Origin of the sequence: Streptomyces sp. NPDC058373, from assembly GCF_042723275.1 — a bacterium.
GTDB lineage: Bacteria > Actinomycetota > Actinomycetes > Streptomycetales > Streptomycetaceae > Streptomyces.
On sequence record NZ_JBHXJE010000020.1, the window covers coordinates 29575 to 52283 of the forward strand.

General features: G+C 72.8%; 17 protein-coding genes, 1 tRNA gene and 1 pseudogene. 13 read left to right on the plus strand and 6 right to left on the minus strand.

Annotated features, from left to right (window positions below):
* Window positions 1–149: 149 nt before the first annotated feature.
* From ACFWMZ_RS14435 to ACFWMZ_RS14450, 4 genes are all read right to left on the minus strand, one after another.
* Window positions 150–1331 carry a glycoside hydrolase domain-containing protein gene (locus ACFWMZ_RS14435; protein WP_383201726.1) on the minus strand — a complete coding sequence of 394 codons (1182 nt, stop codon included), beginning with the start codon at window positions 1329–1331 and terminating at the stop codon, window positions 150–152.
* Window positions 1332–1639: 308 nt separating this feature from the next.
* Complete coding sequence (locus ACFWMZ_RS14440) at window positions 1640–1951, minus strand: hypothetical protein (protein ID WP_383172841.1); 312 nt, start codon at window positions 1949–1951, stop codon at window positions 1640–1642.
* Between the two features lie 292 nt (window positions 1952–2243).
* Window positions 2244–2330, minus strand: a tRNA-Ser gene (locus ACFWMZ_RS14445).
* A 52-nt stretch (window positions 2331–2382) separates the two neighbouring features.
* A complete protein-coding gene (locus tag ACFWMZ_RS14450; RefSeq protein WP_383172843.1) occupies window positions 2383–3789 on the minus strand; it encodes a S1C family serine protease in 1407 nt (468 codons plus the stop codon).
* A gap of 263 nt (window positions 3790–4052) precedes the next feature.
* On the opposite strand from ACFWMZ_RS14450, the gene ACFWMZ_RS14455 reads away from it, so the two are divergent.
* The 3 genes and pseudogenes from ACFWMZ_RS14455 (at window position 4053) to ACFWMZ_RS14465 (ending at window position 7090) form a co-directional block, all read left to right on the plus strand.
* Window positions 4053–4910: a glycerophosphodiester phosphodiesterase family protein gene (locus tag ACFWMZ_RS14455; RefSeq protein ID WP_383201790.1), complete on the plus strand. Its 858-nt coding sequence runs from the start codon at window positions 4053–4055 to the stop codon at window positions 4908–4910.
* A 301-nt stretch (window positions 4911–5211) separates the two neighbouring features.
* A pseudogene (locus tag ACFWMZ_RS14460) lies at window positions 5212–5837 on the plus strand (ATP-binding protein).
* Window positions 5838–6097: 260 nt separating this feature from the next.
* Window positions 6098–7090 (plus strand): DUF5926 family protein, encoded by a 993-nt coding sequence (locus ACFWMZ_RS14465; protein ID WP_383172845.1) that lies wholly within the window; start codon window positions 6098–6100, stop codon window positions 7088–7090.
* 882 nt (window positions 7091–7972) lie between these two features.
* On the opposite strand, the gene ACFWMZ_RS14470 is transcribed toward ACFWMZ_RS14465, so the two are convergent.
* Window positions 7973–8674: a bifunctional DNA primase/polymerase gene (locus ACFWMZ_RS14470; protein ID WP_383201728.1), complete on the minus strand. Its 702-nt coding sequence runs from the start codon at window positions 8672–8674 to the stop codon at window positions 7973–7975.
* Between the two features lie 618 nt (window positions 8675–9292).
* On the opposite strand from ACFWMZ_RS14470, the gene ACFWMZ_RS14475 reads away from it, so the two are divergent.
* Window positions 9293–10699 (plus strand): PP2C family protein-serine/threonine phosphatase, encoded by a 1407-nt coding sequence (locus ACFWMZ_RS14475; protein WP_383172849.1) that lies wholly within the window; start codon window positions 9293–9295, stop codon window positions 10697–10699.
* 133 nt (window positions 10700–10832) lie between these two features.
* On the plus strand, window positions 10833–12311 hold the full coding sequence (locus ACFWMZ_RS14480) for an aminopeptidase P family protein (RefSeq protein ID WP_383172851.1): 1479 nt from the start codon (window positions 10833–10835) through the stop codon (window positions 12309–12311).
* Between the two features lie 173 nt (window positions 12312–12484).
* Here ACFWMZ_RS14480 and ACFWMZ_RS14485 read toward each other — a convergent pair whose 3' ends face one another.
* A complete protein-coding gene (locus ACFWMZ_RS14485) occupies window positions 12485–12934 on the minus strand; it encodes an ATP-binding protein (RefSeq protein WP_383172853.1) in 450 nt (149 codons plus the stop codon).
* A gap of 224 nt (window positions 12935–13158) precedes the next feature.
* Between ACFWMZ_RS14485 and ACFWMZ_RS14490 the strand changes: the two genes are divergently transcribed.
* The 8 genes from ACFWMZ_RS14490 (at window position 13159) to serS (ending at window position 22692) form a co-directional block, all read left to right on the plus strand.
* Window positions 13159–13929: a hypothetical protein gene (locus ACFWMZ_RS14490; RefSeq protein WP_383201731.1), complete on the plus strand. Its 771-nt coding sequence runs from the start codon at window positions 13159–13161 to the stop codon at window positions 13927–13929.
* Window positions 13930–14069: 140 nt separating this feature from the next.
* Complete coding sequence (locus ACFWMZ_RS14495) at window positions 14070–14879, plus strand: YcnI family protein (RefSeq protein ID WP_383201734.1); 810 nt, start codon at window positions 14070–14072, stop codon at window positions 14877–14879.
* Between the two features lie 78 nt (window positions 14880–14957).
* A complete protein-coding gene (locus tag ACFWMZ_RS14500; protein ID WP_383201793.1) occupies window positions 14958–15611 on the plus strand; it encodes an SCO family protein in 654 nt (217 codons plus the stop codon).
* On the plus strand, window positions 15608–16144 hold the full coding sequence (locus ACFWMZ_RS14505; RefSeq protein ID WP_383201736.1) for a copper chaperone PCu(A)C: 537 nt from the start codon (window positions 15608–15610) through the stop codon (window positions 16142–16144). Before ACFWMZ_RS14500 ends, ACFWMZ_RS14505 begins: the two co-directional genes overlap by 4 nt.
* Window positions 16145–16150: 6 nt before the next feature.
* Entirely contained in the window at window positions 16151–18277 is a 2127-nt protein-coding gene (locus ACFWMZ_RS14510) for a copper resistance protein CopC (protein WP_383201739.1), read from the plus strand.
* Window positions 18278–18283: 6 nt separating this feature from the next.
* Complete coding sequence (efeB, locus tag ACFWMZ_RS14515) at window positions 18284–19528, plus strand: iron uptake transporter deferrochelatase/peroxidase subunit (protein WP_383201742.1); 1245 nt, start codon at window positions 18284–18286, stop codon at window positions 19526–19528.
* A 135-nt stretch (window positions 19529–19663) separates the two neighbouring features.
* Window positions 19664–20599 carry a prephenate dehydratase gene (gene pheA / locus ACFWMZ_RS14520; protein ID WP_383172866.1) on the plus strand — a complete coding sequence of 312 codons (936 nt, stop codon included), beginning with the start codon at window positions 19664–19666 and terminating at the stop codon, window positions 20597–20599.
* 821 nt (window positions 20600–21420) lie between these two features.
* Complete coding sequence (gene serS, locus ACFWMZ_RS14525; protein WP_383172868.1) at window positions 21421–22692, plus strand: serine--tRNA ligase; 1272 nt, start codon at window positions 21421–21423, stop codon at window positions 22690–22692.
* The last annotated feature ends 17 nt before the right edge of the window (window positions 22693–22709 follow it).

A 22709-nucleotide genomic window follows, 5' to 3' on the forward strand; every position in this document is an offset into this window, starting at 1 on the left:
CCCCGTCGCCGGATCGCCCACAGGTCCCGAAGCCCCGTCCCCCTCTGGGTGTAGGACGGCCCGGCTCCGCACCTCCTGAAGGTGGATACCCCGCCGGGGCCTCTCAGGGGCCGCCCCGGAGACCGGGCGGCCCCCCGCCCGCCGACGGTTCAGCCGATCCGGGCCACCGGGGCGCTGACCAGGTTGCGGTCGATGGTCAGGGTGCTGCCGCCGTGCGTCTCCTGGACGTTCCCGGTGTACTGGTGGACACGGCCGTCCGGGGCCCAGGCGTCCTGGGCGAGGACGGGCTCGCCCCACAGGTCGGCCTTCTCCTGCCAGCGCGCGAACCAGACCGCCACCGGCAGGTCGGTCGTCCCGGCCCGCCGCTCGCTCTCCAGGTGGGTGATGCCGGAGGAGGCGCTGGAGTAGAAGCCCGGCAGGTAGCCGCTGTCGGTGACAGTGCGGTTCCACGCGCGGACGAAGGCGAGCGTGGTCGCGGCGCACGCCGCCTTCCGGTGGTCGTACGCCTCCATGTCGAGGTAGAGCGCGCTCCCCTTCCCCATGCCGAGGGCGGCCGCGCGGGCCACGGCGTCGGCACCCTCCTCGGCGCCCTGCTTCCCGGGGTCGCCGCTGATCCGGACGTGCTGCTTGTTGGCGGCGCCGACGCAGGGCGACTGGGAGCCGACGTAGATCGGCAGGACGCTCCAGCCGAGGCTGTCGGCCTCGCCGAGCCACTCCCGGGTCAGGTGCGGCTGGTCGGGGCAGGCGCGGCCGCGGCCGCCGAAGTAGACGCCGACGCCCCGGTAGTCGGAGGCGCTCCAGTCACGGAGGACGCCGATGGACGGGGTCCGGCAGGTGTCGAACGCCTTGCCGCGGAAGACGTTCGCCTGCGCCGGGGCGCCGAACCCGACCCCTGGGAGCGGCCAGGAGGGCGGGAACTCCACTTCGCCGGGGGCCGGCTGGAGCGGGGCCTGGGCCTGCGAGGCGGACGGGGCCTGCTGACTCTGGGGGCCGTGGGCGGGGCGGGTGGCGGAGCCGGACGGCGGAGTGTCCGGTGCGGAGGCGGCCAGGGGCGCGGGCGCGTCCACGTCAGCGCGCGCCGGGAGCGCGGGGGGCGCGGGGGGCGCGAACTCCGTCCCGGAGGAGGCGAGCCCGGGGACGGCGTCGCCGAAGGCCTGCCCCGGCGCGCTGAGCGCTCCGGAGCCGTCCGGGAGCTCCACGCCCTGGTCCGCGCTCACCCGCGGCCGGTCGGGGGCGTCGCCGTACGCGCCCGTCGCCCCGGTACCCGTGGCGACCGCCGCCACCACCGCCGCCAGTGCGACCCATCCTCTGATCATCATTTGGCGTCTCATGTGACGAGTGAAGATCGCCCCGACCGGGACGAGCAGGGGGCGCGCCCCGGCTTCATCCGTACGGAGGCGGCGAAACACCTCGTACGCGTGGCCCGGCACCTCGGCAGCGCGGGCACGGCCCTCGCCCGCCGGCCCGCGAGCCCCGGGTCGTACGCCCGCTCGTACGGGCGACGGCCGCCAAGGTGTCCGACCCGGTGCGGGCCCCTGACCGGCCCCGCACGCCGCTGCGCGGCGGTGCGTCTCGCACCGCCGCGCAGGCAGGTCGTCCCATGGCCTTCGACCCCCGTACGGACCATGGGGTCCCGGACTCACCAGAGCTGGCTGAAGTCCACCCAGACGCTCTTGTCGGACTGGTCGATCGAGGTGAAGGCCGAGTCGTTGACCTGGGCCGAGCTGTTCTCGTTCGAGGCGCCCGAACCGACCGCCTGCTGCTGGGTGGTGGCGGAGTTGCCGCTGTTGTCGCCGTCGACCCCGCTGCCGTTGACCGTCGCCACGGCGGCGTTCGATCCGTCGTTCGCGAACGAGCCGTTGTCGGCGACGGCGACACCCGCGCAGAGGGCTGCGGCCAGCGGAAGAGCGACGACGGCGGCGAGAACGCGAGCGGTGCGGATGCTTGCCATGTGTTCCTCCATAGCCGGGAGGTCCCCGGTAAATGCCTTGTTCCCCCGGGCAGTTGGCCGACCGCCCGGAGGTGCTGTGACGTGCTGGATCAGAATTGCCCAACGCCGAGGCCAGGAACCACCCAAGACACCCTGCTTCCCCCTCAAGTGTGATCATTTTCTTCTAAACCCGTCATGGCCCCCGACAGGCCGGCACGCACGCGCCGCTGAGGCCGCCAGGGGCCGCGCACGCGGAAGGGGCGCCTCCTCGCGAAGACGCCCCTTCTGCTCACTGCCACGTTCTCGGCCTGCGCGGAGGGTGTGGGATTTGAACCCACGGTGGTGTCGCCACCACGACGGTTTTCAAGACCGTTCCCTTAGGCCGCTCGGGCAACCCTCCCCGCGCCACCGGACGCGTCGGGGCGTGGTGGCGCGGGGACAAGAGTAACGGCTCAGTCGTCGCCCTCGCGCTCGCCCAGGGTGACGTCGACGGTCTCGGTCTTGCCGCCGCGTTCGTAGGTGATCTTCACGGTGTCGCCGGGCTTGTGGGTCCAGATCTCGCCGATGAGGGTGGGGCCGCTGTCGATGACGGTGTCGTCCAGCTTGGTGATGACGTCGCCGGACTTGAGGCCCGCCTTGGCCGCGGGGCCGTCGGGGGAGACGGCCGCCGACCCGCCGGGGCCCTCGTCGGAGATGGTGGCGCCCATGCGGTTGTCCTCCAGGGAGACCGAGGCGCCGATGACCGGGTAGATGGGCTTGCCGGTCTTGATGAGCTGCTCGGCGACGTTCTTCGCCTGGTTGACCGGGATGGCGAAGCCGAGGCCGACCGAACCCGCCTGGCCGGAGCCGCCCATGCCGCTGCCCGCCGACTGGATGGCGCTGTTGATGCCGATGACGGCGCCGCCGGAGTCGAGGAGCGGGCCGCCGGAGTTGCCCGGGTTGATGGAGGCGTCGGTCTGCAGCGCGCTCATGTACGAGCTCTTGGAGGCGCCGCCGTCGCTGGAGGCGACCGGGCGGTTCTTGGCGCTGATGATGCCGGTGGTGACCGTGTTGGACAGGCCGAAGGGGGCGCCGATGGCGATCGTGGAGTCGCCGACCGCGACCTTGTCGGAGTTGCCGAGCGGCAGCGGGTCGAGGCCGTCGCTGTCGCGCAGCTTCAGCACCGCGACGTCGTACCCCTCGGCACGGCCGACCACCTCGGCGACGTACTTCTTGCCGTTGGAGAAGGTGGCCGAGAGCTTGCCGCCGTCGGCAGCCGAGGCGACGACGTGGTTGTTGGTGAGGATGTGGCCCTGCTTGTCGTAGACGAAGCCGGTGCCCGTGCCGCCCTCGCCGTCGCCGCCCTGGGCGTCGATGGTGACGACGCTCGGCAGCGCCTTGGCGGCGACACCGGCCACCGAGCCGGCCTCGCGCTTGACGCTCGCCGGGGTGTCGGAGGCGGAGACGGTGGTGGAACCGGTTCCTCCGTCGCTGTCCCTGGCCGCCCAGTACCCGATGCCGCCGCCGACGCCGCCCGCGATGAGCGCCGCCGCCAGCACCGCCGCGACCAGCCCGCCGCGCCGGCCCTTGGCGGGGGCGGGCGGCTGGTACGAGGCGCCCCAGGCGGGGCCGCCGCCGGGGGTCGCGTACGAACCACCCTCGGCGTACGCCGGGGTGGCGGGGGCTTCCGCGTAGGGGGAGGGGGCGCCCGGAGGAGGCGGCGGGGGCCAGTCCCCGGCGGGTGCGGGGTGCTGCGTGCCGCCCCTGGCGGGGTCCACCGGGGCGGGGGGCACGGACGGGGCGGGCGGCACGGAGGGGGGTACCTGCGAGCCCTCGGTACCGGCGCCCTCGGTCCCTGAGCCCTCGTTCTCGGTGCTCACAGCTAGTTCTCCTCGGTCCACGGCGATCGGTCACGGTCGCGGCCCGGTGCGGCCCGACTGTCCAGATGTTCGCAGTCAGCTTTTCCCACCGGACGTCAGGGCACCGTAAGGCGACCCTGTGCACCCACCGCCATCTCTTACTTCCGGCAAAACGGGCGCGTGCCGGGAAAGGTTCCCTGCCACGCCCCTCCACCCTGCCGGAGACCGGCGCCGGGTGCTTGTTTTACGCGTCTGCCCGCCCGTGGTGACACCATGACCGGGTGATGCCCACACCAAGGGAACCCATCAAGGTCATCGCCCACCGCGGCGCCTCCGAAGACGCCCCTGAGCACACGCTGGCCGCCTACCGCAAGGCGATCGAGGACGGCGCCGACGGCCTGGAGTGCGACGTGCGGCTGACCGCCGACGGGCACCTGGTCTGCGTCCACGACCGGCGCGTCAACCGCACCTCGAACGGCCGCGGCGCCGTCTCCGCCCTGGAACTCGCCGACCTCGCCGCCCTCGACTTCGGCTCGTGGAAGGACACCACCCGGGTCGGCCCGGTGGGGCCGGGCGCGGGGCTGGACACCGCCGTGCCGGTGCCGCCGGTGAGCGAGCGGCCGCAGTGGGACGCCGAGCACACCTCGGTACTGACGCTGGAACGCCTGCTGGAGCTGGTGAGCGACGCCGGCCGCAGGGTGGAACTGGCCATCGAGACCAAGCATCCGACGCGCTGGGCGGGGCAGGTCGAGGAGCGGCTGATGGCGCTGCTCCACCGGTTCGGCCTGGACGCGCCGCGCTCGGCCGCCGAGTCGCCCGTCCGCGTGATGAGCTTCTCGGCCCGCTCGCTGCACCGGGTACGCGCCGCCTCGCCGCATCTGCCGACGGTGCAGCTCATGCAGTTCGTCGGCGTACGCCACCGGGACGGACGGCTGCCGCCGGGCGTGGGCATCTCCGGACCGAGCATCCGCATCCTGCGCGGCCACCCCTCTTATGTGGACCAGGTCCACCAGGCCGGGAACCGGGTGCACGTGTGGACCGTGGACCACCCCGCCGACGTCGCCCTCTGCGCGGAGCTGGGGGTCGACGCGGTGATCACCAACCGGCCGCGGGCGGTACTGGAGCAGCTGGGGCGGGGCTGAGGGCGGGCCGCGCCCTCCGGGCGGGCCGTGACGGGGCGCATCCGGGCGCCTGTTCCGAGAGTGCGGGGCACCCCCCGCGCGCCGGGGTGCGCCGCTATCCGGCGGAACCGCTGCTCATACGCCCGCGAGGAGCGAGCGAAAGTGTGAAAGGGGCCACGCTGGCGGAAGCGGTTGTTTCGCTTCCAGGCTGGATCGGTCGGTGGGCAAATGGGTCTAAATGCGCCCGTAACACCTCGTCAATCCTCTGATTTTCCTCACGGGGAGTGCACCGGCGCGTTCTTTGGGTGGCCGCTCCCGCTGAATGCGCCACGGCGAGCGGATTGGCCGGTTTCCGGTCGGATGCAATGGGGCATTCACCCTCTGGCGTGGGGCAAAGGAGGTCCGGGGGTGGCGTTGGTGGTGGCACAAGAAGTGCCCACGTCGTCGAGCATGGCTGTTCCTCACGGCCCTGCGGGCGTGGGGAAGGCGCGACGCCGCATGCGCGAGCAGTTGCGCATGAGCGGAGTATCGGATTCAGCCATAGACGATGCCGTACTGATCCTGTCCGAGCTGCTGAGCAACGCCTGTCGGCATGGCCGTCCGCTCGACGACGCCCCCATCGGGGACGGCGACGTGCGGGCCGCCTGGCGGGTGGACGCCCGCGGCAGGCTCACGGTGGAGGTCACGGACGGCGGCGGGCCGACCCGCCCGGTCCCGTCCACCCCGTCGGTGACGGCCAAGGGCGGCCGGGGGCTCAACATCATCACGGCCCTCTGCGAGGAGTGGGGCACCCGCGACGGCGCCTGCGGCGAACTCACCGTCTGGGCCCTCCTCTCCGCCGGACACCGGCGCGAGGACTTCGCGGAGCGCATCGCCGCCCCGCCGGTCTCCGCCCTGGCGGGCCTCGACTTCACCGACGCCCTGGCGGTTCTGGACGACCTGGCCTGAGCCCGGTCCCGGCTTCCGGTCCGCGTACGCCAGCTGGACGGCTGCGCGCCGGACCGTCCGCCCGTACGCCGGACAGCCCGCGTCCTCTCCCATACGGGGGCGGCCCGGCAGGTCAGCCCGGCCGCGCGGGCACTCGCCCGTACGAGCCCTGCCGGGCGGGGCGCACGCGGGGGCGACGGCCGGGGTGACGCAACGTCGGTGCGGCGGGGAACGGCTAGGCTCGCGCCCGTACCAGACGAGCCGTACCGGGGAGAGATCCGATGGCCAAGAAGCGTCCGCAGAAGCCGGGCAAGAAGGCACAGCTCGCCGACGGGGAGATCCCGGTCGTCGGCGCCCGCGAACCCTGCCCGTGCGGTTCGGGCCGCCGGTACAAGGCGTGTCACGGGCGGGCCGCCTCGCACGCCGTGACCGAGCTGGTGCAGCGCCCGTTCGAGGGGCTGGCCGGTGAGGGCGACTGGGTCGCGCTGCGCGAGCTGGTGCCCGCGGCCACCGTCGAACTGACCCTGAAGGACGGCCTGCCCGAGGGCGTGCCCTCGGTGACGCTGGCCACCGTGCTGCCGCTGGCCTGGCCGGCGCTGCGCCGCGAGGACGGATCCGTCCTGCTCGGCCTCCAGAACGACACCCCCACCGGCGACCTCAGCCGGGACCTGGCCGACACCCTGCTGCGCGCCCTGGAGGCCAAGCCGGGGACGCCGGTCGAGGCGCGGCGGGTCCCCGCCCAGTCGGACGCCTCGGCCGCCGAACGGCCCCGGCTCCAGGACCTGCTGGACCCCGGGGCGGCGTTCGAGCCGCAGGTGCACAGCGGGTTCGAGTTCTGGGTGCCCGAGGCGGAGTCCGGGCAGACCTCGCCCGAGGTGGCGGCCTCGCTGGAGCGGGCCAACGAGGCGGCCATCCCCACGGCGCGGCTGAGCGGCGTCGAGTGGGCCTACTGGTGCCGGACGCCGGAGAAGAACCACCTGCGGTGGGTCATGCCGCACGGCGAGGAGCGACTGCTCGACGCACTGGCGCGGCTGCACGCGGCCGGGGCCTCCTCGCTCGGAGAGGGGACGCGGCTCGTCGGGTCGTTCCGGGCGCACGGGCTGACCGTTCCGGTGTGGGACCTGCCCACCGAGATGGGGGCCGAGGATGTGGAGAAGCCTGCGGCGGCCTTTGCCGAGCGGCTGGCCTCGGCGCTCGCCGAGGAGGCTCCGCTGAGCGCCGAGGAGCGGCGGGCCCGGGGTGGGCTGACCAACCGGCAGGTCACGCTCAACTGAGGGGCCTCAGGGGCCGGCTGGGCTGTAGGAGGGCCGGCCCCGGCGGGGCTTGGTCTGCCTCGTGTGACGGCTGGGCCGGCCTTTGCCGTCTGACCGGTTGGCCGTGTCCGTCGCAGGTGGGGTGGCCTCAAGCGCCGGCCGAGCCGGGGTTCGGCTTCTGTCCGTCTCGACCGTGCCGGTTCAGGGTGGTCTCAAGAGCCGGCCGGGCTTGGGGGTTTTCGGTTGCCGGTGGTTTTGAGTGCCGGCCCGGCCAGGGTTCGCGGCTGCTCCGGTGCGTGGGTGGGTGGGGCCGCACCGGTGTACCTCCTCACAGACTGACGAGGTGGGAGCACGTCCTGACTGCGGGCTACTCCCGTCAGTCTGCTGCGGGGGCACCCCGGCCCGCCCCCACCCCACGGTCTCGTACGGCCATCCGCCGGTGGGGAAGGGCGGTCGGTGGGGGGTGTTGGTCGGTGGGTGGCCGGTACGGGGAGTGTCGGTGACTCGTGTCACAAATCGCTGTGTTGGGTGGGGAATCGCGTTGTGCGGGGCGGCGATCGAATTTGCTAACCGGCGAACTCTTGTTACGGTTCAAGTAGCCCGGTTGCTGGTGCATCCCCCGTCGCCAGCAACCGGGCCCTTCCATGTCCGGACGCTGTCCGGATGGGGTTGAGCCGCCTCCGCCGCGCTGGTGCGCGATGCCGGACCGGCGGGGTGCGCCCCCACACCTTTTCTCGTACACCGCCGCGCGCGGGTGGTGCGCTCCCGGGTTGTCGGGGCGACCACCGCGCTGCGCGTTGCCGGTAGTTGGCGTGGTTTGCGTCTGGCCCTCTCCCCTTCAGCCGTGCCGCACCGGGCCGGTCAGGGTGGGTCTGCGGCGCGGGTGCCGCGTGGCGACGGGTTCTACAGGTCGGTGGCGTTGACGCCGGTGGCGTTCAGGGTGTCGACCAGGGCGTCGAGGACGGTGCCGACCTCCGGGAGGGCGGGGCCGTCGGGGGACGCGGTCGGCGGGCGCTCCCAGCGGACCCGGCCCGCCTCCTTGGCGGAGGGGGGCAGGAGCAGGTAGCCGCCCTCGCCGTGGAAGCGGAGGGAGCCGGGGACGTGGTCCTTGGCGTAGAGGAGTTCGCCGAGGCGCGGCAGGGAGTACGGGGCGACCAGCAGGGCCCAGCGTTCGGGGGTCGCGAGGACGGCGCCGGTGGCCACGCCCGCCCGGTCGAGGGCGGTGAGGGCGCGGGCGGCGGCCACGGCGGGGAGGCTGACGGCGCTGGCGCCGTGTCCGGTGGCGAGGAGAACGGGAGCGGCCGGGCGCTCGCTCCACCACCAGCGGACCATGCGCTCGTCGGTGGTGGCCGCGAGCAGGCCGGGGTCGGCGGGGTGGTCGCCGGGCAGGGCGCACTCGGGGTCGGGGCAGCCGCAGCCGGTCGGGGTGCCGGGGCTGAGCCGGGCGCCGGGGACGACCGGCCAGTGCCGGTGGATCGCGGCCACCGCCACATCGGTCAGGTCGGGCTGGTCGGTCGGGTGGGTCAGGTCGGGGCAGGCCGCCGGGGCGCTCCCGCGGGTGCGCCGGGACCGGAGCTTGCGTCGCCTTCCGAGGATCTCGCGCATGAGCGCTCGTTCCTTTCCGTTGAACGCCGAGGGTCATCACACTGGACGTGCGTCATTTCACCGTGCGTACAAACTGGCGCATCACATCCCCGGCCTGTGGCAGGGGGCGCCCCGTGGGGCCGTGCGTGGAACCAGGCGGAGGACGGCGACGCCTGGCACTTGCCGGAACCGCGCTCGCGGACCGGAGAGTCCCGTCGCCTCCGCCGCGGGAGGATGGGGCGCGGTCGCTGTCGACTGGGACGCCCGGGGCGGCTGTCAGGTTCCTGGAAACCTGCCTGCCCCCGGTCCACACCCTCATGGTGTACGTACCCGGCACGGCCGTTGTGACGCGTCCTCCCGAAGCATTCGCCCGGGGGCCGTCTGCGCTCCCTCGGCCGAACGAGGTCAGTCGACCGCAATATGCGGTTCCCGCTGACACTTTCGAGCCAAGTTCGCTTTTCCGGCACGGGTGGCCCATACCCCCACGCCACCCGCAGGAACCTGGGGAATCCCGGCAGGACAATGCTGGACATCTCGTCTTCATTGCGTGTAGATGTGGACCCATTGTCGGCGGCGCGGAATCACCTGGGGGTTTGCGATGCTTTTGAGCAATACGCACCGACCGGAAAACCGTAGAACATGACAGCCCCACACTTTCCCAATGTGGCCGGAATCGATTCCACGGTTCCCGCCCCCGCGCAGACTGTCGCACCCTCTGCGTCCACTCCGGCCGCTGCGGCCCCCTCGCCCGCGACGGTCATCCAGGACCGCCTCGCCGGCTGGGTCTCCGACCTCACCACGCTGCACGAACTCACCGAGCGGCTGATCGCCACCTCCACCGTCGACGCCGCCCTCCAGGAACTGCTGCACGCCGGAGCCTCCCTCGTCGGCGCCCGGCGCGGCCTCGCCGCCCTGGAGCCGGGCGGGCCGGACAGCCCGCGAGCCGCCTTCAGCGGCCTCGGCCTCGGCCGCGCCGACCTGGGGCACATCGAGACGGTGCCGCGCGCCGCCTCCTCGTACGGGCGGCTGCTCGACGAACCGCTCGGCGGGCGGCGCGAGATCTGCCACCCCGACCTCGCCTCGGACCTCACCGCCGACCCGCGCCACCGCGAGGTCGCCGCCCGGCTCGGCTGGGCGGCCAGTTACGCGGCGGCGCTGGAGACCCGGGGCGAGGGGCGGTTCGGCGCGGTCGTCTGGCTGTACGACGAGCCGGCCGAGCCCGATGAGCGGCGCCGCCACCTGGCTGGGCTCTACCTCCGCCAGGCCGGGGAGCACCTCGCCCGCCTCCTGACCCTCGACGCGGCCCGCGCCACCGTCGCCACCCTGCGGGAGGAACTGCTGCCCAGCCGCCTGCCGCGGGTCGCCGGGGTGCGGCTCGCCGCCCGGCACCGGACCGGCCCGCGCGGCGGAGGCGACTGGTACGACGCGCTGCCCCTTCCTGAGGGCGCTCTCGGCCTGGCCATCGGCTCGGTGACCGGGGCCGGGCCCAGCGCGGTGGCCGCCATGGGGCGGCTGCGCGCCTCCCTGCGGGCGTACGCGGTGATGGAGGGGGAGGACCCGGTCGCGGTCCTCTCCGATCTGGAGCTGCTGCTGCGGCTGACGGAGCCGGCCCGGTCGGCGACGGCCCTGTTCGGCTACTGCGACCTGACGGCCGGACCGGGGCCCGAGCGCGGGCGGCGGCTCGTGCTGGCCGGCGCCGGGCACTGCCCGCCCGTCGTCGTCAGCGAGCGGGGCGCCGAGTTCGTGGAGACCTCGCTCTCCGCGCCGCTGGGCATGCTCGCCTGCTGGGAGGCGCCCAGCGTGGAGCTGCGGCCGCGGGCGGGCGACACCGTTCTCCTCTACAGCGACGGGCTGCTGCGGCGCACCGGCGACTCGATGGACCGGGCCTTCGCCCGGCTGCACTCGGCCGCCGCCTCCGTCCCCAAGGGCCGCCGCGACGACCCCGGCGCCGTCGCCGACCATGTCCTCGACGCCCTGCTGCCCGAGGGGACCGACGACCCCGACAGCGCTGAGGACATGGTCCTGCTCGCCGCTCACTTCGACTGACGCGGGCCCTGGCGACCCGCCGCCGGGGCTCGCCCTTCCGGGTGACGGGACCAACAGGCACAGGGCCCTACGGCGCCCCCTGGAACGGACATACGATGGATGAACATCCCATGTCACATCCAGGAGGAATGCCGTGGCCGAGGAGCTCTCGGAGACCCCGAAGGAAATCGATGAGGCCGTGGCGGACTCCGGCGACCAGCCGATCAAGCAGCGGAAGAACGGGCTGTACCCCGCACTCTCCGACGAGCTCGCCGAGAGCATGACGCAGGGCTGGGCCGACACCGAGCTGCACGACCTGCAGCCGATCGAGCAGGCCGCCGAGACCGCCGCCCGCCGCGCCGCGCTCTCCGCCCGCTTCCCGGGCGAGCGACTCGTCGTCCCGGCAGGCAACCTCAAGACCCGCTCCAACGACACCGAGTACGCCTTTCGCTCCTCGGTGGAGTACGCGTACCTCACCGGCAACCAGACCGAGGACGGCGTCCTTGTCCTGGAGCCCACCGACGGCGGCCACGAGGCCACCATCTACCTGCTCCCCCGCTCCAACCGTGAGAACGGCGAGTTCTGGCTGGACGGTCAGGGCGAGCTGTGGGTGGGCCGCCGCCACTCGCTGACCGAGGCCGAGCGACTGCTCGGGCTGCCCGCCGAGGACGTGCGCGAGCTGCCCGCCGCGCTCCAGGAGGCCACCGGCCCCGTCCGCGTGGTCCGCGGCTACGACGCGGGCATCGAGGCGGCCCTCGCCGACAAGGTCACCGCCGAGCGCGACGAGGAGCTGAAGGTCTTCCTCTCCGAGGCCCGGCTGGTCAAGGACGCCTTCGAGATCCGCGAGCTCCAGAAGGCCGTGGACTCCACGGTCCGCGGCTTCGAGGACGTCGTCCGTGTCCTCGACAAGGCCGAGGCCACCTCCGAGCGGTACATCGAGGGCACCTTCTTCCTCCGCGCCCGCGTCGAGGGCAACGACATCGGCTACGGCTCCATCTGCGCCGCGGGCCCGCACGCCACCACCCTGCACTGGGTGCGCAACGACGGCCCGGTCCGCTCCGGCGACCTCCTGCTGCTCGACGCGGGCGTCGAGACGCACTCCCTCTACACCGCCGACGTCACCCGCACCCTCCCGATCAACGGCACGTACTCCCCGCTCCAGCGGAAGATCTACGACGCCGTGTACGAGGCGCAGGAGGCGGGCATCGCCGCCGTGCGCCCGGGTGCCAAGTACCGGGACTTCCACGAGGCGTCGCAGCGGGTGCTGGCCACCCGGCTCGTCGAGTGGGGCATCCTCGAAGGCCCGGTCGACCGGGTCCTGGAGCTGGGTCTCCAGCGCCGCTTCACGCTCCACGGCACCGGCCACATGCTCGGCATGGACGTCCACGACTGCGCCGTCGCGCGGACCGAGACGTACGTCCAGGGCACCCTGGAGCCCGGCATGTGCCTGACCGTCGAGCCCGGCCTGTACTTCCAGGCGGACGATCTGACGGTGCCGGAGGAGTACCGGGGCATCGGTGTCCGGATCGAGGACGACATCCTGGTCACCGAGGACGGCAACCGGAACCTCTCCGCCGCCCTGCCGCGCACCTCGGACGAGGTCGAGCGCTGGATGGCCGAGCTCAAGGACTGACGCGACTGACGCGGCTGTAGCGAGGGGCGTTGTTTCACGTGAAACAACGCCCCTCGTCATGTTTCACGTGAAACATGCGCTGAGGTGCGTTTCACGTGAAACAACGCATTGCTCCCTTTCGGGGGATCGTTCGTATGTTTCACGTGAAACATCGCCCGTTCCGCCGGGTTCGGCTAGACAGCCACCAGCGGGGCGTCCTTGCGCCACTTGAGGATCTTGTCGAACGAAACGACTGCCCCGGCCCGGCCCGGCTTGTTGCCGAAGTGGGCGTGATCGGAGAGCTTCTCGATGAGATCCAGTCCCCGGCCGCTCTCGTCCTGCGAAGCGGTCAACGGCACGCTGCGGGCGGGCCGAGCGGGGAATCCGGGGCCCGAGTCGGCCACTTCGATCCGACATCGCTCACCGTCCAGGTAGGCGGTGACCCGGTAGGCACTGTCCGGTTCGACCGATCCCGCTCCCCCGTGTTCCACCGCGTTCGCGCACGCTTCGCTCAGGGCGACGGACAGATCGTAGGAGATGTCGGGGTCGACACCTGCTGTGTCCATCGACCCGATGAGCAGGCGACGGGCGAGCGGCACACTTGCGGCATCGCGCCGCAAATGGAGTGACCACATGATGCTCATGCTCCAGCCTCCTGACCGCGGCTCGACATACCGATACGTATTGCCCCGCCACCCGTGAGGTAAGCCCCTGGGCTCCCCGCACTGTCGCGACGGTGCGCGACGCGGGCCGCGGCGTGGGGGTAAATGCGCATACGCCCGCACCGCTGGGCCGAGAAGCTGAGGTACCCGGACTTTGCGGACCTGCCGTACCGCCGGGGGGCCGCCGGTGCGATGATGAGCCGGTCATGGCTGCCCCCCACGCGTACGCGCAGGCCGGAAGAGGTCTCCGGCTCCTGAGGGCCGCGGTGTTCACCGCGGTCTGCGTCGTGGTGTCCGCGGCCGGGCACGTCTTCGCCTCCTGCCTCGCCCTGCCGGGCTGGGCTCTGGGCGCCGCCTTCCTCGGGGTCTTCCTGGTGGCGGCGGCCCTCGCCGGACGGGAACGCTCCCTTCCGGGGATCGTCCTCTCGCTGGCCGCCGGCCAGATCGCCCTGCACGCCCTGTTCGGGGTGGCCCAGCAGGGCGCTGCCAAGGCTGCCTCCGAGGCGACTCTGGTGGCCCGCGCCGGGGAGCTGACCTGCGGACACAGCGGGGCGATCTCCCCGCACCAGGCGAAGCAGATCCTCACCACGGCGGGGCTCGACCCGCACAGCCCCTCGACACACCAGCACACGGGGCTCGCCGGGCTGCTGCCCTCCCTGCCGATGTTCCTCGGCCACCTGCTGGCCGCGCTCGTCGCGGGCTGGCTGCTGCGCCGCGGTGACCTCGCGCTCTTCCGGCTGGTGCGGCTCTCCGCACTCGGCCGCGAGGAACTCCGCGCCCACGGGGCGCCGGTCCGCGCGCTGCGGGCCGCCCTGCGGCTGGTCCGGGCGCTGCGCGCCGGACTCGCCGCGGACCGCACACCGTGGACCCGGCGTCTCGCACCGCCCGAGCCGCCCCGGCTCCGGGCGGCGGAACTCCAGCACTCGGTGAGCAGGCGGGGACCCCCCGCCGCCGAGGTGTACGTACTCGCACTCTGACGCGGCACTCCACGACGCCCGTGCGCACGCCTCACGGTGTGCCCGGCCGGGACGGGAGGGGTGCCGCGGGCTCCGCGCGCGCCCACGCGCCGGACACGTACCGCCTCACTCGTTCACCACTGCCGAAAGTGGAGTTCCTCATGTCTGTCGACAACACGGCCACCGTCACCGCCTCCCCGGCCCCCTCGCGCCGCCGGCCGTGGGCCGCGCGCGGCTCCGTCCTCGCGGTGGCCGCCGCCGGGGTCGTCCTGCTCGCCGGTCCCGCCGCCGCGCACGTGAGTGTGCAGCCGCAGGGCGAGGCCGCCAAGGGCGGCTACGCGACGGTCAACTTCAAGGTCCCCAACGAGCGGGACGACGCCTCCACCGTGAAGCTGGAGATCAACTTCCCGGCCGACCACCCGCTGACCTCGGTCATGCCGCAGCCGGTCCCCGGCTGGGACGTGAAGGTCACCAAGGAGAAGCTGGACAAGCCGCTGGAGAGCCACGGCAACAAGATCACCGAGGCCGTCTCCAAGGTCACCTGGACCGCGGACAAGGACGGCGTCGCGCCCGGCACCTTCCAGCAGTTCCCGGTCTCCCTCGGCGCGCTGCCCGAGGACGCCGACCAGCTCGTCTTCAAGGCCATCCAGACGTACGACAGCAAGGAGGTCGTGCGCTGGATCGAGGAGCCGAAGGAGGGTGGCGAGGAGCCGGAGTCCCCGGCACCGGTGCTGGCCCTGACCGCGGCCTCCGGGGGCGGCCACGGCGCGGATGCCTCGGACGACGAGTCGGCGGAGGACGAGTCGGCCTCCGCCGGCCACGGTGACGACGCCGACAATGCCTCGTCCGAACAGGCCGCCGACGGCTCCAGCGACTCCACCGCCCGCATCCTCGCTGTCGTCGGCATCCTCGTCGGCCTCGCGGGCGTCGCCTTCGGCGTCCTGTCCGGACGTCGGCGTACCACTAGCTGAACCCTGCGGTGTGCACCGGGATCATGACCGTGGAACGGTCACCCGGTGCACACCGCACCCGATCCCTGGGACATCACCATGCGCAAGAAGACCCTGCTCGCCGCCGCCCTGCTCTCGGCCTCCGCCCTCACCCTGACCGCCTGCGGCGGCTCGGCGGACAGCGACAAGCCCGTGGCGGCGGTCTCCTCCGACGCCGCCGCCGAGAAGGCGGCCACCGTCCTCGACCAGCCGTTCAAGAAGCCGGACCTCGTCCTCACCGACACCCAGGGGAAGAAGTTCGACCTGCGGGAGCGGACCGCGGGCAAGCCCACCCTCATCTACTTCGGCTACACCAACTGCCCGGACGTCTGCCCGCTGACGATGAGCAACATCGCCATCGCCAAGAAGGCGCTGCCCAAGGCCGACCAGGAGAAGCTCCAGGTCGTCTTCGTCTCCACCGACCCGGAGCACGACACCCCCGAGGTGCTCGGCTCCTGGCTGAAGGGGCAGGACCCGGAGTTCATCGGGCTCACCGGCGACTTCGCCACCATCCAGGGCGGCGCCCGCACCATCGGCATCTCCATCGACGAACCGACCGAGGACAAGAACGGCAAGCGGGTCTCCATGCACGGCAAGCAGGTCATCGCCTTCTCGCCGAAGGACGACTCCGGCTACGTGCTGTACGGCGACGACGCCACCGCCGACGACTACGAGAAGGACCTGCCGAAGCTCCTCACCGGGGCCAAGCCGTGAGGCGCCGCTGGCTGATCAGTGGGGCGCTCGCCCTGGTCGCGGCGACCTCGCTGGCCGCCTGCTCGGACGCCGGCGACGAGGCGTCGGGCGCCCCCGAGCTGGCGGTGACCGGTGCCTTCATGCCGCAGCCGGTCAACGCCGACATGGCGGCCGGGTTCTTCACCGTCACCAACAAGGGCGGCGCCGACCGGCTCACCTCGGTGACCAGTCCGTCCGCCGAGCGGGTCACGCTTCACAGCACCGAGGACGGGACCATGCGCGAGCAGGACGCGTTCGAGGTGCCCGCGGACGGCACCCTCGACTTCAGCCGAGGCGGCAACCACCTGATGTTCGAGGAGCTCCCCGAGCGTCCGGCGGTCGGCGACTCGGTCGAGGTCACCCTGCACTTCAGCGAGTCGGGCGAGATCGAGGTCTCCCTCCCGGTGAAGGAGGCCACCTACAACCCGGCCAAGGCGTCGGGGCCCGGGCACGGCACGGCGCACCCGGCGGACCGCCGGACTGCGGAGGCGCACCACGGCACAGTGAGGAGCTGACCGCTGATGACCAGCACGGAAACCGGCCTCCGCAGAGGTGGCACGGCACCAGGGGGCCAGGCCGCCGTACGGCTGCTGGCCGTACTCCTCGCCGTGGTCATGGCCGGGCTCGTAGTGCTGGCCGGGGCCGGGAGTGCGGGGGCGCACGCGGCGCTGACCGGAAGCGACCCGCAGCAGGACTCGGTGGTCGAGCAGGCACCGACCGAGGTCTCGCTCACCTTCTCCGAGCAGATCGCGGTCGACGAGGACGCGATCCGCGTCCTGGACCCGTCGGGCAAGCGCGTCGACACCGAGGAGGCACCGCGGTCGCTCGGCTCGGGCGGCGCCCAGTACGCGGTGAAGCTGCACGCCGGACTCCCCGACGGCACCTTCACCGTCGCCTACCAGGTCGTCTCGGCCGACAGCCACCCGGTCGTGGGCGCGTTCACCTTCTCCATCGGCGCGCCCTCCGAGACCAGCGCGGCCGTCCCCGACCAGGCCGCGGGCGGCGGCGCCGTCGGCGCGCTCTACGGCATCGCCCGCTACCTCTCGTACGCCGGGTTCACCCTGCTGGTCGGCGGGGCCGCCTTCGTGCTGACCTGCTGGCCGCGCGGGGCCGGGGCGCGGCCGATGCAGCGGCTGGTGGCGTTCAGCTGGGTCGGGCTGACCGCGGCCACCCTCGCGATGCTGCTGCTGCGCGGGCCCTACACGGGCTCCGGCAAGCTGGCGGACCTCTTCGACCTGGCTGTGCTCGGCGGCGTGCTGGAGACGAAGACCGGGGCGGCGCTCGTCTCCCGGTTGCTGTTGCTGGCCGCAGCAGCCCTCTTCGTCGCCGTCCTCTTCGGTACGTACGCGCGGCGCGAGGACCCGAAGGAGCGGCGTGATCTGACCTTCGGGCTGGCGATCGGCGGGGCCGTGGTCGCGGCGGGGCTCGCGGCGACCTGGGCGATGTCCGAGCACGCCTCGACCGGGCTCCAGGCGGGCATCGCCATGCCGGTGGACGTGCTGCACCTGCTCGCCGTCGCGGCATGGCTCGGCGGGCTCACAGCGCTGCTGGTCGCGCTGTACCGGGGCCCGTCCGTGGAGCGTTCCGCCGTGCGGCGGTTCTCCCGGGTGGCGTTCGGCTCCGTGGTGGTGCTGGCGCTGACCGGGCTCTACCAGTCGTGGCGTCAGGTCGGCTCCTGGTCGGCGCTGACCGGCACCTCGTACGGGCAGTTGCTGCTGGTCAAGATCGGGCTGGTCGCGGTACTGGTGGCGGTGGCCGGGCTGTCGCGACGGTGGACGGGGCGGCTGGGGGAGGCGCCGGCGGGCGCCGAGGCCCAGGAGCAGGGGGCCGGGGACGAGGAGCTGGATGCGACGCCTCCGGTCGCGGACGCCGCTGCCCGCCCGGCTTCGGACGCGGACGCCGACGGGTCGCGGTCGGACACCGACGGCGGGGAGCGTACGGAGGTCGGGGTGGCCCGGGCCGAGGCGGTCCCGCGTGCCGAGGGCCAGGTGGCCGTCGCGCGGGCCGGGGACGAGGAGGACGGCGCGTCAGAGGCGGAGCCCGTGGCGGGCGCCCGGGTCCCGGCGCAGGCCGACCCGGCGCGGGAGGCCCAGTTGCGGCGCCAGCAGGAGGCCACCTCGGCCGCCGCCCGCAAGAAGCGGCGGGACGGCGACCCGGAGCGGTCCGGGCTGCGGCGCTCGGTGCTGCTGGAGGCGGGGATCGCGGTGGTCGTCCTGGCGGTCACCACGGTGCTGACGACGACGGAGCCGGGCCGTACCGAGGAGGAGGCGGCAGCCGGTACCTCGGCGGCCGCCGCCCAGCAGCAGGGTCCCGTCTCCCTCAACGTGCCGTTCGACACGGGCGGCAAGGACGGCAAGGGCACCGTGCTCCTCGACGTCGACCCCGGGCGGAGCGGCGACAACGCGCTGCACGTCTACGTCCAGGGGCCCGGCAAGGAGCCGCTGGACGTTCCGGAGGTGAAGGTGGCGCTGACGCTGAAGGCGCAGGAGCTCGGTCCGCTCACCGCTCCGCTGGACCGCATCTCCGAAGGACACTGGAGTGCCGCCGGGGTGCAGATTCCGCTGGCGGGTCGGTGGACGGTCGCGGTCACCGTCCGGACCTCCGACATCGATCAGGTGACCGTGAGCAAGAACGCAAGGATCGGCTGAACCACCATGGCGGACACCCCCCTCCAGCGGCCGGTGACCCGGCGGCGCCTGCTCGGCACCGCCGGGGCGACCGGCCTCGCCCTCGGCGTGACGGGCGCCGCCGCCGGTTACACGGCGGCGGCTCCCTCCGACAGCGTGACGCCGCTGACCGAGGTGGGCTCCCGGCGGGAGATGTTTCACGTGAAACATCAGCCGGGCATCACCACGCCGCTGCACGCCCGGGGCCATCTGATCGCCTTCGACCTGGCGCCGGGGGCGGGCCGCAAGGAGGCGGCTGCGCTGCTGCGCCGCTGGTCGCAGACGGCGGCCCGGCTGATGGCGGGGGAGCCCGCGCCGGCGGGCGGCCACGACACCGGGATCGCCCTGGACGCGGGGCCGTCCGCGCTGACGGTGACCTTCGGGTTCGGGCACAGCTTCTTCGCCCGTACCGGCCTGGAGAAGCAGCGGCCGGCCGCGCTGGATCCGCTGCCGGAGTTCTCCTCGGACCGGCTCGACGCCCGACGCAGCAACGGCGACCTGTGGGTGCAGATCGGCGCGGACGACGCGCTCGTCGCCTTCCACGCGCTGCGAGCCGTGCAGAAGGACGCCGGCCAGGCCGCCAGGGTCCGCTGGCAGATGGACGGCTTCAACCGCTCCCCCGGCGCCACCGAACGGCCGATGACCACCCGCAACCTGATGGGCCAGATCGACGGCACCAACAACCCGGCCCCCTCCGACGAGGACTTCGAGGCCCGGGTCCGGGTGCCCGCCGACGGCGATCCGGCCTGGATGGCGGGTGGCTCGTACGTCGTCTTCCGCCGTATCCGGATGCTCCTCGACGACTGGGAGCAGCTCCCGGTCCGCGAACAGGAGGCGGTGATGGGGCGGCGCAAGGCCGACGGCGCGCCGCTCACCGGCGGTGACGAGACCACCGAGCCGGACCTGGAGCGCGTCGGCAGGGACGGCGACCTGGTCATCCCGCTCAACGCGCACGCCCGCATCGCCCGCCCCGACCAGAACGGCGGGGCCGCCATGGTGCGGCGCCCCTTCTCGTACCACGACGGCATCGACGACAAGGGCGTGCCCGACGCGGGGCTGCTCTTCCTCTGCTGGCAGGCCGACCCGCTGCGCGGCTTCGTCCCCGTCCAGCGCAAGCTCGACCGGGGCGACGCCCTCTCCGCGTTCATCCGGCACGAGGCGAGCGGGCTGTACGCGGTCCCGGGCGGGGCGGCGGAGGGCGGGTACGTGGGGCAGGAGCTGCTGGAGGGGTGACGCGGCCGGGCGCGGCCGGGACTTCGGGATGGGGGCCGACCCGTGACCTGCGGTGCGATCCGCAGAGCGAAAGGCTCCGTCCGGTGGTTGGTCGGGGAGACGGCGGACGGCCACGGGGAGACTAGGGTTTCCGTCATGTCAGCCACCCGCTACGCGTATCTGGGCCCCGAAGGCACCTTCACCGAGGCCGCGCTCCGTCAGCTCCCCGAGGCCGCCACCCGGGAACTCGCCCCGATGGTCTCCGTGCCCGCCGCCCTCGACGCGGTCCGCGCGGGCAAGGCGGCGGCGGCCCTGGTGCCGATCGAGAACTCGGTGGAGGGCGGCATCACCACCACGCTCGACGAGCTGGCGGTCGGACAGCCGCTGATGATCTACCGCGAGGTGCTGCTGTCGATCTCCTTCGCCCTGCTGGTACGCCCCGGCACCCAGCTGAGCGACATCAAGACGGTGACCGCGCACCCGGCGGCCCAGGCCCAGGTCCGCAACTGGCTCGCCGCCCACCTCCCCGAGGTCCAGTGGGAATCTGCCGCCTCCAACGCCGACGGCGCGCGCCTGGTGCAGGAGGGCCGGTACGACGCGGCCTTCGCCGGAGAGTTCGCGGCCGCCACCTACGGGCTGGAGCCGCTGGTCACCGAGATCCACGACGCGGAGAACGCGCAGACCCGGTTCATCCTGGTGGGCCGCCCGGCCCGGCCCTCCGCGCCGACGGGCGCCGACAAGACCTCGGTCGTCATCTGGCTCGGTCCCGACCGGCCCGGCGCTCTGCTGGAGCTGCTCCAGGAGTTCGCGGTGCGCGGGGTCAACCTGATGCTGATCCAGTCCCGGCCGACCGGCGCGGGCATCGGCAACTACTGGTTCGCCGTCGATGCCGAGGGGCACATCGCCGACCGCCGCGTGGCCGAGGCGCTGATGGGGCTCAAGCGGCTCAGCCCCGACGTCCGCTTCCTCGGCTCCTACCCGCGCGCCGACGCCCGCCCTGAGGACCTGGCGCCGCTGCGCCCGGGGACCTCGGACGGGGAGTACGTATCGGCGGCCGACTGGCTGAACCGGTGCCAGGACGGACGGTTCTGAACGTTTCTGAGCGGGCTCTTCCGGGGCGGGGCGCCCTCGAAACGCCCCCTCATGACGGGCCCCACCTGCCGGTTCCTCTTGTCCACAGAGTTATCCACAGGCACGGCTCTCGACCTGGGGACAAGTCGACACGTGAGGGCGGCATCATCGACAAATCGGCGAACTGGCTCCAACGGCTGCACACTGCTCCAAAAGGGGTCCCGTCACCTTAATTCTCGTGATCAACCCTTTGAGGTGAACCATTTCCACTCGAAAGCGCGGGTGCACGGGGTTTGATCCGGGAATCCCGCGACCGGGACACCCCTTCCGGAAGCCCACGTTCCGGCATCCACAGATCAACCCCACAGCCTGTGGATAACTTTCGGCGACACGCCTTTCCTGTGGACAACAACAGGGAGAGGAGGCCCCAAGTAGGCGCTTTCGAGCGGGAGTCGGATCGTTCCGGGACGGATCTCGCTGGTGGGAAGGGGAGAGGCCCGGCCCGCGTGCGGCTTTCTCACGGCTGCCACGGCCTTCTTCACCACTGCCACGGCGCCCCTCCCGCCCGGAATCCTTCAGCGCCGCCCGCCCTGTTTCCGGAGTTCCGCCCGTTTCGGCACTCGTGAAATCCGGACCGGAATCCATGCGCTCCGGAGCCGGGAATCCTGACAGAACGGGCTGCGGGCCACCCACCGGACGGAGGTGGTCCGCATGGTCCCCTACGCCCCCACGCTCGCGCCCGCCGGGCCGGGGCCGCCTGCCGCGCCGGGCGAAGAGGACGTTTCGCACCGGGTTCGATATCGAGTCGTAGGGCGCGAGGCGGCACCGGTAGCCTGGAGGACGTGATTGACCTTCGCCTGCTTCGTGAGGACCCCGACCGTGTGCGCGCCTCCCAGCGCGCCCGTGGAGAGGACGTCGCGCTCGTCGACGCCCTGCTCTCCGCCGACGAACGGCGCAGGTCGTCCGGCGTCCGCTTCGACGAGCTGCGCTCCGAGCAGAAGTCGCTCGGCAAGCTCATCCCCAAGGCCACCGGTGACGAGAAGGCCGAGCTGCTGAAGAAGGCCGGCGAACTCTCCGCCGCCGTCAAGGCCGCCGACGCCGAGAAGGACGACGCCGACCAGGAGGCCAAGCAGCTCCTGCTCCGCCTGGGCAACGTCGTCCACCCCGACGTGCCGGTCGGCGGCGAGGAGGACTTCGCCGTCCTCGCCGAGCACGGCACCATCCGCGACTTCGCCGCCGAGGGCTTCGAGCCCCGCGACCACCTGGAGCTCGGCGAGGCGCTCGGCGCCATCGACGTCGAGCGCGCCGCGAAGGTCTCCGGCTCGCGCTTCTACTACCTGACCGGCGTCGGCGCCCTGCTGGAGCTGGCCCTGGTCAACGCCGCCATCGCCCAGGCCACCGCCGCCGGCTTCACCCCGATGCTGACCCCGGCGCTCGTCCGCCCGCGCGCCATGGAGGGCACCGGCTTCCTCGGCCAGGCCTCCGAGGACGTCTACCACCTGGAGAAGGACGACTTCTACCTGGTCGGCACCTCCGAGGTCCCGCTCGCCGCGTACCACATGGACGAGATCGTCGAGGCCGACAAGCTGCCCCTGCGGTACGCGGGCTTCTCCCCGTGCTTCCGCCGCGAGGCGGGCACGTACGGCAAGGACACCCGGGGCATCTTCCGCGTCCACCAGTTCGACAAGGTCGAGATGTTCTCGTACGTCGCGCCGGAGGAGGCCGAGGCCGAGCACCAGCGGCTCCTCGACTGGGAGATCCAGTGGCTGCAGAGCCTGGAACTGCCCTTCCAGGTGATCGACGTGGCCAGCGCCGACCTCGGCTCGTCGGCCTCGCGGAAGTTCGACTGCGAGGCGTGGATCCCGACCCAGGGCAAGTACCGCGAGCTGACCTCCGCCTCCAACTGCACGGAGTTCCAGGCCCGCCGCCTGTCCGTGCGGATGCGCGAGGGCAAGAAGGTCCAGCCGCTGGCGACGCTCAACGGCACGCTGTGCGCCGTCCCCCGCACCATCGTCGCGATCCTGGAGAATCACCAGCAGGCCGACGGCTCCGTGCGGGTGCCGGAGGTTCTCCGCCCGTACCTCGGCGGACGCGCCACCCTCGACCCGCAGTAGCCACCCAGTCTGGAGCC

Bases quoted from the DNA above. Each gene is read 5' to 3' on its own strand.
- pheA (WP_383172866.1), top strand. From the start codon at position 19,664: ATGTCAGCCACCCGCTACGCGTATCTGGGCCCCGAAGGCACCTTCACC.
- ACFWMZ_RS14495 (WP_383201734.1), top strand. From the start codon at position 14,070: ATGTCTGTCGACAACACGGCCACCGTCACCGCCTCCCCGGCCCCCTCG.
- efeB (WP_383201742.1), top strand. From the start codon at position 18,284: ATGGCGGACACCCCCCTCCAGCGGCCGGTGACCCGGCGGCGCCTGCTC.
- ACFWMZ_RS14455 (WP_383201790.1), top strand. From the start codon at position 4,053: ATGCCCACACCAAGGGAACCCATCAAGGTCATCGCCCACCGCGGCGCC.
- ACFWMZ_RS14435 (WP_383201726.1), bottom strand. From the start codon at position 1,331: ATGAGACGCCAAATGATGATCAGAGGATGGGTCGCACTGGCGGCGGTG.
- ACFWMZ_RS14470 (WP_383201728.1), bottom strand. From the start codon at position 8,674: ATGCGCGAGATCCTCGGAAGGCGACGCAAGCTCCGGTCCCGGCGCACC.
- ACFWMZ_RS14500 (WP_383201793.1), top strand. From the start codon at position 14,958: ATGCGCAAGAAGACCCTGCTCGCCGCCGCCCTGCTCTCGGCCTCCGCC.
- ACFWMZ_RS14475 (WP_383172849.1), top strand. From the start codon at position 9,293: ATGACAGCCCCACACTTTCCCAATGTGGCCGGAATCGATTCCACGGTT.
- ACFWMZ_RS14510 (WP_383201739.1), top strand. From the start codon at position 16,151: ATGACCAGCACGGAAACCGGCCTCCGCAGAGGTGGCACGGCACCAGGG.
- ACFWMZ_RS14440 (WP_383172841.1), bottom strand. From the start codon at position 1,951: ATGGCAAGCATCCGCACCGCTCGCGTTCTCGCCGCCGTCGTCGCTCTT.
- ACFWMZ_RS14485 (WP_383172853.1), bottom strand. From the start codon at position 12,934: ATGAGCATCATGTGGTCACTCCATTTGCGGCGCGATGCCGCAAGTGTG.
- ACFWMZ_RS14490 (WP_383201731.1), top strand. From the start codon at position 13,159: ATGGCTGCCCCCCACGCGTACGCGCAGGCCGGAAGAGGTCTCCGGCTC.
- ACFWMZ_RS14465 (WP_383172845.1), top strand. From the start codon at position 6,098: ATGGCCAAGAAGCGTCCGCAGAAGCCGGGCAAGAAGGCACAGCTCGCC.